Origin of the sequence: Streptomyces sp. ME19-01-6, assembly GCF_033793745.1 — a bacterium.
Classification (GTDB): domain Bacteria; phylum Actinomycetota; class Actinomycetes; order Streptomycetales; family Streptomycetaceae; genus Streptomyces.
The window spans coordinates 34515-52382 of sequence record NZ_JARAXF010000040.1 but is presented as its reverse complement, the minus strand read 5'-3'; the positions used below and the strand labels follow the sequence as shown (position 1 = coordinate 52382).

12 protein-coding genes, 1 other RNA gene and 1 pseudogene are annotated in these 17868 nt (G+C 73.0%); 9 read left to right on the top strand and 5 right to left on the bottom strand.

Annotation, left to right across the window (positions count from 1 at the left end):
• Window positions 1-2: 2 nt before the first annotated feature.
• Both PV419_RS46170 and PV419_RS46165 read right to left on the bottom strand, forming a co-directional pair.
• Window positions 3-1361 (bottom strand): ABC transporter substrate-binding protein, encoded by a 1359-nt coding sequence (locus tag PV419_RS46170; protein WP_319699436.1) that lies wholly within the window; start codon window positions 1359-1361, stop codon window positions 3-5.
• 267 nt (window positions 1362-1628) lie between these two features.
• Window positions 1629-5750, bottom strand: a complete 4122-nt coding sequence (locus PV419_RS46165) for an FHA domain-containing protein (RefSeq protein WP_319699435.1) — start codon at window positions 5748-5750, stop codon at window positions 1629-1631.
• A gap of 514 nt (window positions 5751-6264) precedes the next feature.
• On the opposite strand from PV419_RS46165, the gene PV419_RS46160 reads away from it, so the two are divergent.
• The 4 genes from PV419_RS46160 (at window position 6265) to PV419_RS46145 (ending at window position 11795) form a co-directional block, all read left to right on the top strand.
• Window positions 6265-7992 carry a serine/threonine-protein kinase gene (locus tag PV419_RS46160; protein ID WP_319699434.1) on the top strand — a complete coding sequence of 576 codons (1728 nt, stop codon included), beginning with the start codon at window positions 6265-6267 and terminating at the stop codon, window positions 7990-7992.
• Window positions 7993-8173: 181 nt separating this feature from the next.
• Entirely contained in the window at window positions 8174-9481 is a 1308-nt protein-coding gene (locus PV419_RS46155) for a serine/threonine-protein kinase (RefSeq protein WP_319699432.1), read from the top strand.
• A gap of 188 nt (window positions 9482-9669) precedes the next feature.
• A complete protein-coding gene (gene prfB, locus PV419_RS46150) occupies window positions 9670-10782 on the top strand; it encodes a peptide chain release factor 2 (protein ID WP_319699430.1) in 1113 nt (370 codons plus the stop codon).
• Between the two features lie 338 nt (window positions 10783-11120).
• Window positions 11121-11795, top strand: a complete 675-nt coding sequence (locus tag PV419_RS46145) for a hypothetical protein (RefSeq protein ID WP_319699428.1) — start codon at window positions 11121-11123, stop codon at window positions 11793-11795.
• A 182-nt stretch (window positions 11796-11977) separates the two neighbouring features.
• Here PV419_RS46145 and PV419_RS46140 read toward each other — a convergent pair whose 3' ends face one another.
• On the bottom strand, window positions 11978-12172 hold the full coding sequence (locus tag PV419_RS46140; protein WP_319699426.1) for a hypothetical protein: 195 nt from the start codon (window positions 12170-12172) through the stop codon (window positions 11978-11980).
• Between the two features lie 330 nt (window positions 12173-12502).
• On the opposite strand from PV419_RS46140, the gene ftsE reads away from it, so the two are divergent.
• The 5 genes from ftsE (at window position 12503) to ssrA (ending at window position 16349) form a co-directional block, all read left to right on the top strand.
• The gene (gene ftsE / locus PV419_RS46135) at window positions 12503-13192 is read left to right on the top strand and encodes a cell division ATP-binding protein FtsE (protein ID WP_319699487.1); all 690 of its coding nucleotides are present in this window, start codon (window positions 12503-12505) and stop codon (window positions 13190-13192) included.
• A 9-nt stretch (window positions 13193-13201) separates the two neighbouring features.
• Window positions 13202-14113 (top strand): permease-like cell division protein FtsX, encoded by a 912-nt coding sequence (gene ftsX / locus PV419_RS46130; RefSeq protein ID WP_319699424.1) that lies wholly within the window; start codon window positions 13202-13204, stop codon window positions 14111-14113.
• Window positions 14114-14181: 68 nt separating this feature from the next.
• On the top strand, window positions 14182-15384 hold the full coding sequence (locus PV419_RS46125; RefSeq protein WP_319699422.1) for a S41 family peptidase: 1203 nt from the start codon (window positions 14182-14184) through the stop codon (window positions 15382-15384).
• 18 nt (window positions 15385-15402) lie between these two features.
• Complete coding sequence (gene smpB, locus PV419_RS46120) at window positions 15403-15882, top strand: SsrA-binding protein SmpB (RefSeq protein WP_319699420.1); 480 nt, start codon at window positions 15403-15405, stop codon at window positions 15880-15882.
• 97 nt (window positions 15883-15979) lie between these two features.
• Window positions 15980-16349, top strand: a transfer-messenger RNA (tmRNA) gene (ssrA, locus tag PV419_RS46115).
• A 183-nt stretch (window positions 16350-16532) separates the two neighbouring features.
• On the opposite strand, the pseudogene PV419_RS46110 reads toward ssrA, so the two are convergent.
• Window positions 16533-17015: pseudogene (locus tag PV419_RS46110) on the bottom strand (LacI family DNA-binding transcriptional regulator); the annotation flags it as partial.
• A 45-nt stretch (window positions 17016-17060) separates the two neighbouring features.
• The gene (locus PV419_RS46105) at window positions 17061-17825 is read right to left on the bottom strand and encodes a carbohydrate ABC transporter permease (RefSeq protein WP_319699485.1); all 765 of its coding nucleotides are present in this window, start codon (window positions 17823-17825) and stop codon (window positions 17061-17063) included.
• Window positions 17826-17868: the final 43 nt, after the last annotated feature.

The following is a 17868-nucleotide window of genomic DNA, read 5'->3' as shown; positions in this document are numbered from 1 at the left end:
CGTCAGTTCCCGTACGCCTTGGCGGCATCGCGTTCCAGTTGGCGCTGAGTGCCCTCGACGTCCTTGGGGTTCTTCAGGAAGTCCTGGAGCGCTTTCCACTCACCCTGGGCCGGCTTGCCGCCGAACGAGGCCGGGGCCTGGTCGGACATGTCGAAGCGGAAGTTGTCGCCCGCGTCTGTCACCGCCTTGGCGATCTTGCGCAGCGGATCATTGGGGTAGACATTCAGGTCCAGCTTCTTGTTCGCCGAGATGAAGCCGCCCGCCTGGGCCCAGATGTGGGCGGCGTCGGGCGAGGCCAGGAAGGTCAGCAGCGCCTGTGAGGCCTCGCTGTTCTTCAGCGCCACGGCCACGTCGCCGCCGGTGACCACCGGGGGGGTGTCACCCACCGCCGGGAACGGGAAGACCTTCGCCTCCGAGCCCAGCTCCGCCCCCGCGTCGGAGACGTTGGCCGCGGCGAAGTCCCCTTCGAAGACCATCGCGGCGTCCGGCTGGGCGGCGTCGGCGAAGGCCTTGACGACCGAGTCCGGGAACGCCGTCTGCAGCGCGCCCGACCTGCCCCCCGCGAGCAGCCCCTTGGCGCCCCACAGCTCGGCCAGCGTGGTGAGCGCCCGCGTCACCGAGGGATCGGTCCACTTGATCTTGTGCTGGGCCAGCAGATCGTACTTCTCCGGCCCCGCCTGCGAGAGATAGACGTTCTCGAACCAGTCGGTGAGCGTCCAGCCGTCCGCGCCGCCGACCGAGACCGGGCCGGTGCCTGAGTCGGAGATCAGCTGCGCCTGGGCGAGGAAGTCCTTCCAGGTCTTCGCCTCCTTGGCACCCGCGTACTCGAAGGCGGAGGTGTTGTACCAGATCAGCGACTTGTTGCTGACCTTGAAGTAGACGCCGTACTGCTTGCCCTTGTACGCGCCGAGTTCCTGCCAGCCCTTCGAGAAGTTCTTGGCCAGCTGCGCCTTGGTGGCGGCGTTGACCGGCTTGGCCCAGCGCTTCTGCGCGAACTCGCGCAACACGCCGACCTGTCCGACCAGCGCCACGTCGGGCGGCTGGCCGCCCGCCATCTTCGAGCCGATGAAGCCCGCCATGTCGTCGCCGCTCGGCACGAACGACACCTTGGCGCCGGTGCGTTTCTCGAACTCCTTCAGCACCTTCGTGAAGTTCTTCTGTTCAGTGCCCGTCCACACGGCCGTGACCTGGAGCTGCTTGCCCTTGAGGTTGGGCAGCTTGACGGTCACGGGTGGTGGGCTGCCGCTGTCGGCCTCCCCGTCGTCGGTGCCGCAGCCTGCGGCGGTGAGCATCAGCGCCCCTGCGCAGCAGAGAGCCAGCGCGGCTCGCGCCGAACGCTTCGTGCGCTTCCTGCGCTTCATGCGAAGCGGTGTGAGCATCCCCGTTTTCCTCCCAAATCGGCCGTCCCCCGTTGCGGCCGTATCCCGTGCCGACAGTCCTACGCCCGGTCACCGTCCGTCGCAATACCGTTTTCTGTGGTAACTCTCCGATTGTGACCGTGCCGTGATGAACAGTCAGGAAGGAAAGGGGCAGGGCGGTCAGACCGGAGGATGGGACGATCGATTCCGAAAGTCGGACGGGTCGGATGGGGGAGGGCGTTCCGCGGTGGCGGCTTGGACGGTAGCGGGTCAGATGAGCGCGGGCGCGGTCGGCGCGCCCGCCGACTGCGCCGCGCGCTGCAGCGCGCTGGCGAGCAGGGCCAGGTCCGTGGGCCCGTTCCCCAGCTCCCGCACCGGGCGCCGGGCGGGCGGGTCACCCGTCCGCTCCCAGTCGACCGCCACGACCGTGGGCCGCTGCGTCGCCGTACGCGGTATGCGCCCGGTGACCCGGCCCGCCTGGAACGGCGTGGAGGGGCTGGACGCGCCGTCGCGCCGCTGGTGCAGCTGCCCGCGGCCGGGGGCGGGCGCGGGGCGCGCGGCCGCCTCCGCCGACCCGGAGCCGCCGCCTGATGCCGCGGGGCCGGTGGGCGCCGCGGGCGACTGGGGGTGGGCCTCCAGCGTGATCCACAGGCCGGCCCGCTCGGCCGCCGCCGTGTCCGCCGTACGGTCCGGGCGGCCGGACGCCGCGACCAGGTGCACCCCGAGGCGCGCGCCGTCGCGGGCGACCGCCTCCAGCGCCCGCACGACCGAACCGGCCGCCGGCCGGCCGGGGCTGCCCAGGGAGGGGGCGACCAGCGCGTCGAAGTCGTCGACGAGGACGACGAGCCGGGGCAGCGAGGCCGCTGGCGCCGCCTCCGCGTCCTCCCTGCCGGGCCTGCCGGGCCTGCCGGGCCTGCCGGGCTGAGTCCGCAGCCGCATGGTGCCGCCGGAGGCGGAGTCGAGGTCACCGGCCCGCCGCGGCGCGACCACCCGCGCGTCGCCGCTGTCGCCGCCGGCGCTCGTGTCCCCGGCCGAGCCGCCCGTCGGGCCGCCGCCCAGGCGCCGCGCGGGGGCGTCGCCGCCCGGGTACCCGCCCGCGCCGTGGCCCGGGGCGGCGCCCGAGCCGCCCGCCGCGTGCGCGCCTTCGCACGCGCCGCCGCCCGCGCTCCAGGCGGGCCCGGCGGGGTGGTGGGCGTGCCAGGTGACGAAGTCCTGGTCGCCCAGCAGCTCGGCGCGGTGCTTGAGCTCCGAGCTGAGCGCTTGGGCGAACTCCCGCATCCGTACCGGGTCCGAGGCCGCCAGATACGTCGAGACCTGCGGCAGATCCGTGCACACCCGCAGCCCCTCGCCGCGCTCCGCGCCGCCGCCGTCGACGAGCACGAGCCCGAGGCGGTCCGGGCGCTCGGCGGCCGCGAGGGAGGCGGCCAGCGACCGCAGCAGCTCCGTCTTGCCGGTGCCGGTCCCGCCGCCGATCAGCAGATGCGGGCCGTCGGCCACCAGGTCGACGGCGAGCGGGCCGCGCGGGCCCGCGCCCAGCACGGCCAGGGCCCGGCCGCCGGCCGGGACCTCGTCCGCGGCGGCCGCCCAGCGGGCCAGCAGCGAGGCGGGGGTGGCCCGCGCCAGTCCGAGCTCGTCCAGCAGCCGCGACGCCCGCGGCAGCGGAACGGCCGCCGGCCGGCCGGGGCCGCCGCCCTCCAGGGCGGAGTCGGCCGGGCGCAGGGGTGCCAGGGCCCGCGCGAACCGCTCGGCCCACGCCGCCGACACCGCGTCCACGGTCGCCGCCGCGCCCGCGGCCCCGTCGTGGCTGCCGCGGCGCACGATCTGCAGCCCCGTCGCCACGTCGCCGCTGAGCAGCGCCGCCATCCCGCACGCGGCGAACACCGGAGAGGCGGAACGGGCGGCCCCATAGCTCGCCGACAGCGGAGACATGGGGGACGCGGCGGGCGCCTCCACCAGGGACAGGAGATGGATCCCGGCGGCCGGGCCGCCCAGCGCCAGGGCCGCGAGCGTTTCGCGCAGCGCCGGGGGGCCGGGGTCGCCGTCCACGACCACCACGGTGTACGGGCCGGAGTGCCGGGCCGCTCCGGCGGCCACCGCCGCCGGGGACGCGGTCGCCCAGCCCGGGCCGGGCCGCCCGTCCTCCAGCCTGCGCACCAGCTCATTCGTCCGGGCCGTGGCCTGCTCCGGGTCGTAGGCCAGCAGCAGCCGGCAGTCCTGCCCGCGCAGCGGCTGCAGGTGCGGCAGCCAGCCGAACCATGACCACTGCGCGAGCCGCTCGGCGATGGCGCGCCGGTGGTCCGTGCTGATCAGGATGATCTCCAGGGCGGCGGGCGAGTGCAGCGCCGCCAGCTGTGCCACGACGGAGCGGGCGAGCCCGGCCAGGCGGGCGCGCGGGCCCGCCAGGCCCAGCGAACCGGCCTCCCGCAGATCGACGGTCACGGGTGCGGCGGGCAGCGGCCCGCCGCCCGCGGCGGGCCGGTCGGCCGACCCCAGCCGCACGCTCAGCATGTCCGGGTGCCCCGGGCCGCGCTCCCACAGGCGCGGGCCCGGCCCGAGCGCCGTCATCAGTACGGCGGCGGGATCCGGCCACCGCCGGTGCAGCGCGGCGGCCTCGGCGGCCGCCTGCCCCGCGGCGCCCCCGTCCGGCTCGTCTCCGCCCGCCTCGTCCCGCTCGCCCGCGCCGAGCCCCGAGGCGAGCCGCCGCGCCCAGGCCCCTATGCCGCCCCGCCGCCGCACCTGCGCCCCGGCGACGTCGTAGGCGCCCGGCTGCCCGTCACGCGCTCCGGCGCCCCAGTCGTCCTGGGCGGCGCCGCCCGGGTGGGCGTGGGGCACGCCCGTGTGCGAACGGCCCGCGCTGCCGCCCGTGGTCGGTCCGCCGCCCGTGGCTTGCCCGCCGGGCGCTCCCGCCCGCCGGGCGTCCTGGGCGCCGCCGACCGGCTGTGCGTACGGTGCCGCCGGGTGCGAGCGGTCCGGGGCGCCGCTCGCCGCTTGTCCGCCGGGCGCTCCCGCGCCCGGCCGCGCCGGATCGTCGGCCCGGTCGTGACCGGGAGCCGACTCCGCCCACGCCGCGCCTCCGCCGGTGGCGGCCCACGGCCCGTGGCTCATCCCGGCGGCGCCGAAGTGCGTCGGGCTCTCGTCGATCCCCGGCAGCGCGCGGTCGTCGGCACGCCATCCGCCCCCGGCGCCGCGGCCGGCCGGGCCGTGCCCTGCAGGGGTCCGGTCGCCCTCCGGCGCACGGTGGCCGGACCCGCCGCCGGGCGCGCCGCCTCCGCCCGCCGATGCCTGTCGGCCTCGGCCGTCGTGGCCGTGCCCAGGAGGACCCTGGCCGCGCGTCCGCCCGGCGGCCGAGCGGTCGCGGTCGTCGTCCGGCGTGGCGTACGGCTGGAAACCGTCCTGCGGCGTCGGTGGGTGGCCCGCGGCCTGGCTCGGCACGCCGCGACGCGGGCTGTCGCCGGAAGCCGATCGTGCGCCGGTGGCGGCCCACGGGTCACGTGTCGCCGCAGGGCCCTGCCCCGGCGCGTCGCGGTCTGCGCCCGCGCCCGTCGCGGGGTGGCCCGGCATGCCGCCGTGGGCGGCCGCCGCGCCCGGGGACGGCTGCCGGCCGGCGGGGAGCCAGTCGCCCTGGCCCCTCGTGGTGGTGGCCGGGCCGGGGCCGGGGGCGGCAGGTTGCGGGGTGACCTGCAGATGGCCCTCGCCGTCCGGGTGGGCCGGGAGGCGCTCGGGCGGGGCGGGGGAGGGGGACGGGGTGCGCAGGCGCAGGGCGGATTCGCCGATGCGCAGGAGGGCGCCCGGGGGCAGGGGGACGGCGCGGGGGCCGACGGGCGCGCCGTCGACCGCCGTGCCGTTCGTCGAGCCGAGGTCGGCGATGGTGACCCGGCCGTCGTCGGCGACCGTCACCGCGCAGTGCAGGCGGGAGACGTCGGGGTCGTCGAGGGGGACGTCCGCGTCGGCGGAGCGGCCGATGCGGACCTGGCCGCCGTGCAGCAGGTGGACGCCGCCCGCGTCGGGCCCGGCCACCACGTCGAGCCGGACGGTCGCGTCCGGCGCGGCGGCCTCCGGCAGCCCCGGGTAGCCGGGGTAGCGGTCGGGGTCGGCCGGAGCGTTCAGCGCGAGGACCGCGCCGTCCACCAGGGGCGGCTCGCCGAGCGCGCAGCGCTGCGCGTCGAGCCGCTCCGCCCCCGCGTACAGCACGGCGGCGCCGCTGCCGCCGCCCGTGTCGCAGCCGGCGGCGGCGAGGGCGGCGGCCAGGCCGCCGGTCACCGAAGCGAGGGCGGTGCCGACCGGGGCGGTGACCAGCACATCCACGGCGCAGGGTCCGGTATGAGCGTGGCCGGGCGCGGGACGGCTCGGGTGGGCGCTGCGCGGCCCGAGGACGGTCAGCCGAATCTGCATAGCCGTCAACGGTCCCTTCTGTCCGGGGGGCCGGGCAGGGGCGCCGTTTCCCCCCGCCGCCCCCAGGCGCGTCGGCACGTACAAGCTCCGTACGGGCGCACGGGCACGGGCGTACGGGCACGGCGCGCGCGGGTCCCCCCGGCTCCCCACCGCATCCGTGCTGCGTGCATCCTCGCACCTGCCACTGACATTCCGCCCGCCGACCGTCGCTTCATGATCTTGATTGGTCGACTGACTGGCCGAAACTGGCTGATTGTGACCGGGTCGGGTGTCCGTCGGGTGTCCTTTGCGGCGCCGGGTGGCGTGGATCCGTCCGACCCTTGGCAACCATCTGTCCGGATCGTGCGTCTTCCCCGCAAGCCACACCCTCCGCGGCTCGTACGGAGATCAGTACGGCATGTCGTACGGCCCCACTACAGTGGGGCCGACGCAGGCGATGCCGACGAGGTGAACCAGCCGTCGGCAGGACGCAGCCAACGCAGACAACAAGGACCACGACCAGGGAGCGCATGACGTGCGGCCGGTAGGCAGCAAGTACCTGCTCGAGGAGCCGCTCGGACGCGGAGCCACGGGCACCGTCTGGCGAGCCCGCCAGCGGGAGGCGGCGGGCTCCGAGGCCGCCGTGGCCGGGCAGCCCGGCGAGACCGTCGCGATCAAGGTCCTCAAGGAGGAGCTGGCGAACGACGCGGAGATCGTGATGCGCTTCCTGCGCGAGCGCTCCGTACTGCTCCGGCTCACCCACCCCAACATCGTCCGCACCCGCGACCTGGTCGTCGAGGGTGATCTGCTCGCCCTGGTCATGGACCTGGTCGACGGCCCGGACCTGCACGACTACGTGCGCCGTAACGGCCCGTTCACCCCCGTGGCCGCCGCCCTGCTGATGGCCCAGATCGCCGACGCGCTCGCCGCCAGCCACGCCGACGGCATCGTGCACCGCGACCTCAAACCCGCCAACGTGCTGCTGGCCGGCACGGGCGAGGGCGAGGAGATGCACCCGATGCTGACCGACTTCGGCATCGCGCGCCTCGCGGACTCGCCCGGCCTCACCCGCACCCATGAGTTCGTCGGCACGCCCGCCTATGTGGCGCCGGAGTCGGCCGAGGGCCGCCCGCAGACCTCGGCGGTGGACATCTACGGCGCCGGGATCATGCTGTACGAGCTGGTCACCGGCCGGCCGCCGTTCGCGGGCAACACCGCGCTCGAGGTGCTGCACCGGCACCTGAGCGAGGAGCCGCGCCGCCCCACCACCGTGCCCGAGCCGATGTGGACGGTCATAGAGCGCTGTCTGCGCAAGAGCCCGGAGGAGCGGCCCAGCGCCGAGAACCTGGCCCGCGGGCTGCGCGTGGTCGCCGCGGGCGTCGGGGTGCACGCCACGCCCGCGCAGGCCGAGGCCGCGCTCGGCGTCGGCGCGCTGCTCGCCCCGGACCCGGCGCCCGCCCCGGTGCCGGACGCCGACCCCGCGGGTTCCGCCGACCCGACCCAGGTGCTCCCCTCCAACGCGGCCGGCTCCTCCTCGTACGACCCCGCCGCGGCCACCAGCGTGCTGCCCCAGACCGGCGGCCCCGGCGGCGGTCCGGGCGCCGACCCCACCCAGGTGCTGCCCGCGGGCTCCGGCCCGGCCTCCGGCGCCGACCCGACCCGCGCGATGCCGCCCGTGCCGCCCGGCGGCCAGGGCCCGGGGCAGGACGACCCGCACCCCTGGCAGAATCAGATGCGCGCGGCGCGGGACCGCAACGAGCAGACGCAGGTCCAGTACCTCGACCCGAGTCAGGACCCGCTGCGCCGCCGCCCGCAGCGCCGGGCCGCCCCGCAGCAGCCCCAGCAGTACCAGCAGCCCCAGCAGTATCAGCCCCAGCAGCCCCAGCAGCCGCCGCGCCGGCAGCAGAGGCGCCAGCAGCAGCCGCCCCCGTACGCCCAGCAGCAGCCCCAGAACTACGCCCCGGCGCCGCACCACCCCCAGCAGCCGCAGCCCCAGCGCTACGCGCCGCCGCCGCCGCAGCCGCAGCAGCCCGAGCCGCGCCAGCCCCGGCAGCGCAGCTCCAGCCCGATGAAGATCCCCGGTATGGGGTGCCTCAAGGGCTGTCTGTTCGTGATCGTGATCCTGATCGTGGGCTCGTGGCTGATCTGGGAGCTGACCCCGCTCAAGGACTGGGTCGCCGAGGGCAAGAGCTACTGGGACGCGGTCACCGGCTGGATCACCGAGGTGAAGGACTGGATCTCCAAACTCGGCGGTCCCAGCTGACCCAGCCGCTTCACGACTCGGGGCCACGCGGCCAAGGGCCTCGCCAGTAAGGGGATTTGTCGACATCCGAAGGGTGTTTTCCGCGCAGAAGCGACAGTTGGCGCTGTCCGTGGCCCCCAACGCGCCGGTAGCCGCGTAGCTTTGTCGGCAACGTGCCCCTGTCGGAGGAGTCGGAGCAGTCTTGTCACGGAAGATCGGCAGCCGGTACACCGCCAACCAGGTCCTGGGCCGCGGCAGTGCGGGCACGGTGTGGCTCGGCGAGGGTCCCGAGGGCCCGGTCGCCATCAAGCTCTTGCACGAGGAGCTCTCCTCCGACCAGGAGCTCGTCGGCCGCTTCGTACAGGAGCGCACCGCGCTGCTGAGCCTGGACCACCCCCGGGTGGTCGGCGTACGCGACCTCGTCGTCGACGGAAACGACCTGGCCCTGGTCATGGACCTGGTGCGCGGCACGGACCTGCGCACCCGGCTCGACCGCGAGCGGCGGCTGGCCCCCGAGGCGGCGGTGGCCATCGCCGCGGACATCGCCGACGCCCTGGCCGCGGCCCACGCGGCCGGGATCGTGCACCGCGACGTCAAGCCGGAGAACGTCCTGCTGGACATGCAGGGCCCGCTGGGCCCGGGCGGTGCCCACCCGGCCCTGCTCACCGACTTCGGCGTGGCCCGCCTCGTGGACGCGCCGCGCCGGGTGCGCCCGCAGGGCACCGCCCAGGGGCGGGTCCAGAACCCGCGCAGCGTCATCGGCACCCCGGACTACCTCGCCCCCGAGATCGTCGAGGGGCTGCCGCCGCGGGCGAGCGTCGATGTATACGCCCTCGCCACAGTCCTCTACGAGCTCCTGGCGGGCTTCACCCCCTTCGGCGGCGGCCACCCCGGCGCGATCCTGCGCCGCCATGTGACGGAGACCGTCGCGCCCCTGCCCGGCATCCCCGACGAGCTGTGGCAGCTGCTGCTGCAGTGCCTCGCCAAGGCGCCCGCCTCCCGGCTGCGCGCCTCCGAGCTGGCGGCGCGGCTGCGCGAGCTGCTGCCGTCGCTGGCCGGCTACCCGCCACTGGACATCGACGAGCCCGACGAGCCCGGGGCCGAGCCGGAGGGCCGGTACGACGAGGCGCCGACCCCGCGCCGCGTCCCCGCCGCCGAGCAGCAGCCGCCGCGGCGCCGCGGCGCGGTGCCGCTGGTGCCCGGGGCGGTGCCCGACTCCAGCCGCGAGACGCACACCAGCATGCGGGTGCCCAGCGCGGACGAGCTCGCCGGGGGCCCGCACGGCACCGCGCGCGCCCCCCGGGTCAGCGGCCAGCGCCGCGCGGGCTCGGCCCGCAACCGGCCGGTCTCCGAGGCGGTGCGCCGCCGCCGGGTCAGGCTCGCGGTGGTCACGGGCGCGCTGCTGGCCGCGGTGGGGATCGGCGGCTGGCTCGCGTCGGGCGACGACGACGGCGGTGAGCCGCCGAAGGGCGGCGAGCACTCGTCCCCCGCGACCCCCGGCGCCCCCTGAGCCCCCTTTTAGCCGCATATCGGACGCAGCCTCGGCCCTTCGTACCTCAGGGCCTCCGCGCGCTCTCCCTTTCGCAGTGCACATCAGCGCCTCCGGCGCGGGCGGCCCCGCCCCTTCGGCTCACTCGCCGGTCGGCCTGCCAGCCGCCCGTGGGCCCGGTCGCCCGTCCGGCCGGTTACGCTGGTGCCGTGGCAGTCGTCGATGTATCCGAAGAGCTGAAGTCCCTCTCCTCGACCATGGGGTCGATCGAGGCCGTCCTGGACCTCGACAAGATGAGGGCCGACATCGCCGCGCTCGAGGAGCAGGCGGCGGCCCCCTCCCTCTGGGACGACCCGGAGAGCGCGCAGAAGATCACCAGCCGGCTCTCCTATCTGCAGGGGCAGCTGCGCAAGGCGGAGGAGCTCCGCGGCCGTATCGACGATCTCGAAGTGCTCTTCGAGCTCGCCGAAGCCGAGGACGACGCCGACACGCGCGCCGAGGCCGAGGCCGAGCTGGAGTCGGTGCGCAAGGCGGTTGACGAGATGGAGGTACGCACCCTCCTGTCCGGCGAGTACGACTCCCGCGAGGCGCTTGTCAACATCCGCGCCGAGGCCGGTGGCGTGGACGCCGCCGACTTCGCCGAGCAGCTGCAGCGGATGTATCTGCGCTGGGCCGAGCGCCATGGCTACAAGACCGAGGTGTACGACACCTCGTACGCGGAAGAGGCCGGCATCAAGTCGACCACCTTCGCCGTCCAGGTTCCGTACGCGTACGGCACCCTCTCCGTCGAGCAGGGCACCCACCGCCTGGTGCGCATCTCGCCGTTCGACAACCAGGGCCGCCGCCAGACGTCCTTCGCGGGCGTCGAGGTGCTGCCCGTCGTCGAGCAGACCGATCACATCGAGATCGACGAGTCCGAGCTGCGTGTCGACGTCTACCGCTCCTCGGGCCCCGGCGGCCAGGGCGTCAACACCACCGACTCCGCGGTGCGCTTGACCCACATCCCGACCGGCATCGTGGTCTCCTGCCAGAACGAGCGCTCGCAGATCCAGAACAAGGCGTCCGCGATGAACGTCCTCCAGGCCAAGCTGCTCGAGCGGCGCCGCCAGGAGGAGCAGGCCAAGATGGACGCGCTCAAGGGCGACGGCGGCAACTCGTGGGGCAACCAGATGCGTTCGTACGTCCTGCACCCGTACCAGATGGTCAAGGACCTGCGGACGGAGTTCGAGGTCGGCAACCCCCAGTCGGTGCTCGACGGCGAGCTGGACGGCTTCCTGGAGGCCGGGATCCGCTGGCGCAAGCAGCAGGAGCAGCAGAAGTAGGCATGCGGACGTGAGTGGCAGAAGCGAGGATCCCTTGCCTGCGGCTTGACGGCCCCGTGCCCTCCTCATGCCCACGGCTTGACGGCCGGTTGGTCACAGTCCTGTACCCATGCATCCGCCATCCACCTCCATAGCGGACATGTCGCGCGCAACGACCTTGACGGTCATATGAAAAATGGGAAAGCTGACGCGCGGCATGCGTATGACTGGGGCGCGTGTGAACGGGGGCTCGCGGACCGCCTTGTGTGGCCGGTCCCGCGGATCAGAACTCCCCGCAGACCGTTGCTCCGTGCATAGCTGCTCCATTGACGAGTACAGCTACTGGGGGTAGCAGGCAGATGACGAAGAAGACGCGGCTGCGCGTCGCGCGGATCGCGGCCAGCGCCGTGATCGCCGCGGGCGCGTCGCTGACGGCGGCGGGCGCCGCATCGGCCGTGGGTATCGATGTCGGTATCGGTGGCGTGGACGCTTCGGTCAAGGCGGACGACAAGGGCGTCGGCGTCGGCGTCGGCGTCGGCGCGACCGGGGACCCGACCGAGGACCCGACGTCGATCCCCGAGCCGACGGATGAACCGCCGACGACCAACCCGCCGACAACCAACCCGCCGACGACGAACCCGCCGACGGACGACCCGCCGACGACGAACCCGCCGACGGACGACCCGACCAAGCCGCCGACCGGCAAGCCGACGGGCAAGCCCACCGGCAAGCCGACCGCCGAGCCGACCGAGTCGCCCAGCACTGGCGGTGGCGGCGGCAGTGACGACTCCAACACCTGCACGGTGGAGGTCGACGGCACCGACTGCCAGGACAACACCGACACCGACAGCGCCGGCGCCGAGCCGGTCGAGCAGAGCAAGCCCAAGGAGGAGCTGGCCAAGCCCAAGGAGGAACTGGCCGAGACCGGTGCCTCCGAGACCACCTTCCTGCTGGTCGGCGCCGCGACGATGATCGCGGGCGGCATCGGCTTCCGCCTCATGCCGCGTCTGGTCAACCGCAACACCGCTGCCTGATCGCGCATCCGGCCGGACCGGGTGCGGCGCAGCGACGCGAAGGGGCCCGGAGTGCGGCGTCACTCCGGGCCCCTCGTACGTATGGGATGACACACAGCGCGCCTTCGGCCGTCACCGTGCGTGCGGCGCCCCCAGCGGGCTGTTCTGGCCGTCCGCGCCCCGATATGGGTCGCTACAGCCGATTACACGGTGGCGACCTGGTGGGCGAGCAGGGCGACGGCGATCAGCGCCACCAGCAGCGCTATCAGGGCGGCCGGCGTCAGCCCGCCGAAAGCGCCGTCCTGCTGCATACGCTCCCTGCTGGCCCGGCAGACCGGGCAACGGCCCTCGCTGACGGGGCTCGCGCAGTTGGCGCAGACAAGCCTGTCATACGTCATGCGCTCTTCTCCTCCCGCGCGGCGATGCCGCAGTAGACACGGGGCCAACGCTCTGGGAAATGTGTTGGTTCCCCCTCCACTGTGCCAGCTTCCGCCCGGTTCGGCGCGCCCCGCACGATTCCGTACCGCATCCGTACCGGTTCCGTAGCTGTTTCGGACGGCCCGGCGGGAGGGTTGTCAACCGTTTGCCCCCAATAGTGCCGTGAAGAAGCGCACCAAACCCCGAACGGCGACTGCGCGCTCGCGCGCGGTTCGCGTATGGTCACGCTCACCGACGGGGGCCGCTTCGCGGCCACCCGTACCCCTACCCAGGTCGACCGTGGTGCTTCAGTGATCCGATTCGACAACGTAACCAAGGCCTACCCCAAGCAGAACCGTCCCGCACTTCGGGATGTCTCGCTCGAGATCGAGAAGGGGGAGTTCGTCTTTTTGGTGGGCTCCTCGGGGTCGGGCAAATCCACCTTCCTCCGTCTGCTGCTGCGCGAGGAGCGCGCCAGTCATGGCGCGGTCCATGTGCTGGGCAAGGACCTGGCGCGGCTGTCCAACTGGAAGGTGCCGCAGATGCGCCGCCAGCTGGGCACGGTTTTCCAGGACTTCCGGCTGCTCCCCAACAAGACGGTGGGGGAGAACGTGGCCTTCGCGCTGGAGGTGATCGGCAAGCCGCGCACCGCCATCCGCAAGACCGTACCCGAAGTGCTCGACCTGGTGGGACTGGGCGGAAAGCAGGACCGTATGCCCGGTGAGCTCTCCGGCGGTGAGCAGCAGCGGGTCGCCATCGCCCGCGCGTTCGTCAACCGGCCGCTGCTGCTGATCGCCGACGAGCCGACCGGAAACCTGGACCCGCAGACCTCCGTCGGCATCATGAAGCTGCTGGACCGGATCAACCGGACCGGGACCACCGTGGTGATGGCCACCCACGACCAGCAGATCGTCGACCAGATGCGCAAGCGCGTGATCGAACTTGAAAAGGGCCGTCTCGTGCGCGACCAGTCCCGCGGCGTTTACGGCTACCAGCACTGAAAGGACGCCATGCGCGCCCAGTTCGTCCTGTCGGAGATCGGCGTCGGTCTCCGCCGCAATCTCACCATGACCTTCGCGGTGATCGTATCCGTCGCCCTTTCGCTCGCTCTGTTCGGCGGGTCCCTGCTCATGCGCGAGCAGGTGAGCACGATGAAGGGTTATTGGTACGACAAGGTCAACGTCTCCATTTTCCTGTGCAACAAGCAGGACAAGGAGACCTCGCCGAACTGCTCCAAGGGCGCCGTCACCGACGCGCAGAAGAGCGAGATCCGCGCCGAGCTCAAGCAGATGAGCATCGTCGAGAGCGTCCTGTTCGAGACCCCGGAAGAGGCGTACAAGCACTACAAGGAGGAGTTCGGCGACTCACCGCTGGCCGACTCGCTGACCCCGGACCAGATGCAGGAGTCCTTCCGGATCAAGCTCAAGGACCCGGAGAAGTACAAGGTCATCTCCACCGCCTTCGCCGGCCGCCCCGGGGTGCAGGAGGTCCAGGACCAGAAGGAAGTGGTCGACGACCTCTTCAAGCTCCTCAACGGCATGAACTACGCGGCGCTGGGGGTGATGTCGCTCATGCTGATCGTCGCGCTGATGCTGATCGTCAACACGGTCCGGGTGTCGGCGTTCTCCCGCCGCCGGGAGACCGGGATCATGCGGCTGGTCGGCGCGTCCAGCTTCTACATCCAGATGCCGTTCATCCTGGAGGCGGCCATCGCGGGCCTGCTGGGCGCGGGCTTCGCCTGTGTGCTGCTGGTGGGCGGCTACTACTTCCTGGTCAAGAACTGGCTGGCGGGCCAGATCAGGGTGATCAACTTCATCGGCGGCGACGCGGTGCTGGCCAAGCTTCCGCTGGTGCTGGCGATCGGGCTGCTGATGCCCGCCCTCGCGGCGTTCTTCGCGCTCCGCAAGTACCTCAAGGTGTGACATTCATCCAGGGCGCCGTACCTCACAACCGCCGGTACGGCGCCCCGTGTTGCCCTACACTCACCGGCATGTCGGGCCCGTGTTTGTTCGTCCGGCCCCGCCGCATTCGCCGTGGGGCCACCCTGACGGTGGTCTTCGTGAGCGTGCTGGCCACGGGAGCCGCCGTCGGCTCGTGGGGTGCCGAAGCCGAGGACGGCCGGGACCCGGCCGCCGCCCGGATACCGTCCCGCTCGGTGTCGAGCACCGTCGAGAGCGACGAGGTCAAGGCGGCCGCGGCCCAGGCCGAGGAGGACGGGAAATCCGGCTCCAAGGCCGCCCGGGAAGTGGTCAGCCGCAGCGGGGACCGATGGGGCGCGGTCTACAGCGCCCGCGAGTACGAGGGCTTCCGCCGCAATCTGGACGGCGAGTACGTGGGCGTGGGGATCTCCGCCCGGGTGGGGCCCGGCGGCCGGATCGCGGTGGACCGCGTCCAGCCCGGCAGCCCCGCCGCGAAGGCCGGCATCCGGGCCGGTGACCGGCTGCGCACCGTCGACGGCCGGCCGGCGACCGGCCGCCCGGTCACCGAGGTGGTGTCCTGGCTGCGCGGCGGCGCGGGCGAGGCCGTCGGCAGCCGGGTCGAGGTCGGGCTGCGGCGTGGTGAGCACCGCTGGCAGCAGACCCTGCGGCGGGCGAAGCTGGCCACCGAGCCGGTGACCGTCGACCGCCTCACCGACCAGCACCCCGCCGCCGTCCGGATCAAGATCGATGCCTTCACCAGGGGCGCGGGCGACCAGGTCCGCCGCGCGGTGCGGGCCATCCACGACGGCGAGGGCATCCTGCTCGACCTGCGCGGCAACTCCGGCGGCCTGGTCTCCGAGGCCGTCACCACCGCCTCCTCCTTCCTCGACGGCGGCCTGGTCGCCACGTACGACGTACGAGGGAAGCAGCGGGTGCTGGAGGCCCGGCGGGGCGGCGACACCGACTCCCCCCTCGTCGTCCTCGTCGACGGCGGCACCATGAGCGCCGCCGAGCTGCTCACCGGCGCGCTCCAGGACCGCCGCCGCGCCGTGGTCGTCGGCTCCCGGACCTTCGGCAAGGGGTCCGTCCAGATGCCCAGCGAGCTTCCCGACGGCTCGGTCGCCGAGCTCACCGTCGGCCACTACCGCACCCCCACCGGGCGCGGCGTCGACGGCAAGGGCATCACCCCCGACCTGTCCGTCCGCGGCGACGACGAGAAGAGCGCCGAAACGCGCGCGCGGACGGTATTGAGTGGCCTCGGGGGCGGGTCATAGTGCGAGAATGGCCACGCTATGGCTAAAGAGACGGGGCGCAAGCTGATCGCGCAGAACAAGAAGGCGCGGCACGACTACCACATCCTCGACACCTACGAGGCCGGTCTGGTGCTGACCGGTACCGAGGTCAAGTCGCTGCGGCAGGGTCGGGCCTCGCTGGTGGACGGCTTCGCACAGCTCGACGGCGGCGAGGCGTGGCTGCACAACGTGCACATTCCGGAGTACAGCCAGGGGACGTGGACCAACCACGCGGCGCGCCGCAAGCGGAAGCTGCTGCTCCACCGCGCGGAGATCGACAAGCTGCTCGGCAAGATCCAGGAGACCGGGCACACGCTGGTCCCGCTGGCGCTGTACTTCAAGGACGGCCGGGCCAAGGTCGAGGTCGCCCTGGCCAAGGGCAAGAAGGAGTACGACAAGCGGCAGACCCTGCGGGAGAAGCAGGACCGGCGGGAGTCCGATCGGGCCATCTCCGCGGCGCGGCGGCGGCAGCGGGCCTGACCGGCGGGAATACGCTGGCACTGTCATGCGTTGTTCCCGTACGATGAGGGCTGCACCCCCGGTAGAGGGGTGTGGCACCACCTTGATAACACCACATGGGGATGATCGGTTTCGACAGCGGCTGTCGAAGCAGGGGAAGCGAGCCGAGGAAGCGGCAATGATCTCGTAAACCATATGCCGAAACCAATAATCGCCAACACCAAGCGCGATTCCTTCGCCCTCGCTGCCTAAGTAGCGACTTGCGAAGTGTCAGCCCGGGGCTGTTCCCGACCCGGATCCTGGCATCAGCTAGGGGACTAAACCACTAGACCCGGTCACGGGGTCCAGTGGGAAATCAAACAGTGGCTGAGCCCGTCGGAGACTTGTCCGCGTGATCTCCGGGGCCGAGAAAATCACAGCGGACTGCGCTCGGAGAAGCCCTGGTTCCGCACCGTTGGACGCGGGTTCGATTCCCGCCATCTCCACTCATCCCATGTACGACGAGGGCCCCGCGGTCAGCAGACCGCGGGGCCCTCGTCGCGTTGGGGAGCCCGAGGGACGGGGGTCAGCCGGGTCATCAGGAGTACGACGCAGAGCTCGGCGAGGTCGTCGGGCTCGGTCGGTGCGGGCGGTTCGGGCCCGGACCGGGCCCGGCCGTCTCCGGGATCGGGGAGACCGACGCAGACCGGCCCGGCCGGGCTCGGGGCGCCGCTCCGGGGGCCGATCAGTACGCAGGGCCGTCCCAGGCCGCGCAGCAGCGGCAGCAGCGCGTCGTGGGGTTGGGCGGTCACGACGATGAAGCCGTCCGCCATGGCGCTCTCCGCGACCCGGCGCAGGTCCTCTTCGCCCTCCTCCTGGGTGAGCAGCAGGACGTCGTGGTCGTGGCGCCGGGCGGCGGTGACGACGTGGGCCGCGAACCGCATCGTGCGCGTGGCGTCGCCGCTCTCGCGCAGCGGGGTCACCAGCGCCAGCACCCGGGTGCGGCTGCTGGCCAGGGCGCGGGCCCCGGCGTGCGGACGGTAGCCGAGTTCGCGGATGCTGGCGTGGATCCGCCGCCGGGTGGTCTCGGAGATCGGCCGTTTGCCGCTGAGGGCGTAGCTGACGGTGCTGGGTGAGACCCCGGCGTGCTTGGCCACGTCCGTGATCCTGGCCATGGAGCCCCTCCTCGGCGGGGTCATGTGCGGGGTCATATGACGCGGTCACTTGACGGCGCCCACGGCGATGCCGCGGGCCAGCGTCCGCTGGAAGATCAGGAAGAACAGGAACGCGGGCAGGACCCCGAGCAGGGCGGCCGCGTTGGTCATGGTGGCGTCCATCAGCCGCTGGCCCTGGAGGACGCCGAGCGCCACCGAGACCGTCTGGTTGTCGTTGGAGATCAGCATGACCAGGGGCAGCAGGAACTCGTTCCAGGTCCAGATGAAGAAGAAGACCAGCAGCACCCCGATCGTGGGCCGGCTGACCGGCACCACGACCCGCCACAGCACCTGCCACTTGTTCGCGCCGTCGATCCTGGCCGCCTCGATGACCTCCTTGGGGAAGGCGCCGAGGACGGAGGAGAGCAGATAGGTGCCGAAGGCGGACTGGATCACGGTGAAGACCAGGATGACGCTGAGCCGGGTGTCGTACAGCCCCGCCTCCTTCAGCACGTAGTAGAGGGGGTAGACCAGCGCCTCCTGCGGCAGCATGTTCGCCAGCACGAAGAAGGCCAGCACCCAGGGGCGGCCCTTGATCCGGCCGATGCCGATCGCGTACGCGTTGAGTACCGACAGCACCACCGCGAGCACCGCCACCGAGCCGGAGATCACCACGGAGTTGATCAGCTTCTGTCCGAAGTCCACCCGCTCCCAGAAGTCCTTCAGCCCGTCGAGGTGCAGCCCGTCGGGCAGGCTGAGCGGTCCATTGGCGGAGTACTCGGCGGGCGACTTGACCGCGTTGAGCGCGACGATGACGAACGGCGCCACCATGAAGAGGGCCGCCACGACCAGCGCGGCCAGTACCGGGTATCGC

What these genes read in the sequence shown, in the direction of transcription:
- PV419_RS46140 (WP_319699426.1), bottom strand. Translation starts at nt 12,172, where the DNA reads ATGACGTATGACAGGCTTGTCTGCGCCAACTGCGCGAGCCCCGTCAGC.
- ftsX (WP_319699424.1), top strand. Translation starts at nt 13,202, where the DNA reads ATGCGCGCCCAGTTCGTCCTGTCGGAGATCGGCGTCGGTCTCCGCCGC.
- PV419_RS46145 (WP_319699428.1), top strand. Translation starts at nt 11,121, where the DNA reads ATGACGAAGAAGACGCGGCTGCGCGTCGCGCGGATCGCGGCCAGCGCC.
- PV419_RS46125 (WP_319699422.1), top strand. Translation starts at nt 14,182, where the DNA reads ATGTCGGGCCCGTGTTTGTTCGTCCGGCCCCGCCGCATTCGCCGTGGG.
- smpB (WP_319699420.1), top strand. Translation starts at nt 15,403, where the DNA reads ATGGCTAAAGAGACGGGGCGCAAGCTGATCGCGCAGAACAAGAAGGCG.
- PV419_RS46165 (WP_319699435.1), bottom strand. Translation starts at nt 5,750, where the DNA reads ATGCAGATTCGGCTGACCGTCCTCGGGCCGCGCAGCGCCCACCCGAGC.
- PV419_RS46170 (WP_319699436.1), bottom strand. Translation starts at nt 1,361, where the DNA reads ATGAAGCGCAGGAAGCGCACGAAGCGTTCGGCGCGAGCCGCGCTGGCT.
- PV419_RS46105 (WP_319699485.1), bottom strand. Translation starts at nt 17,825, where the DNA reads ATGGTGGCGCCGTTCGTCATCGTCGCGCTCAACGCGGTCAAGTCGCCC.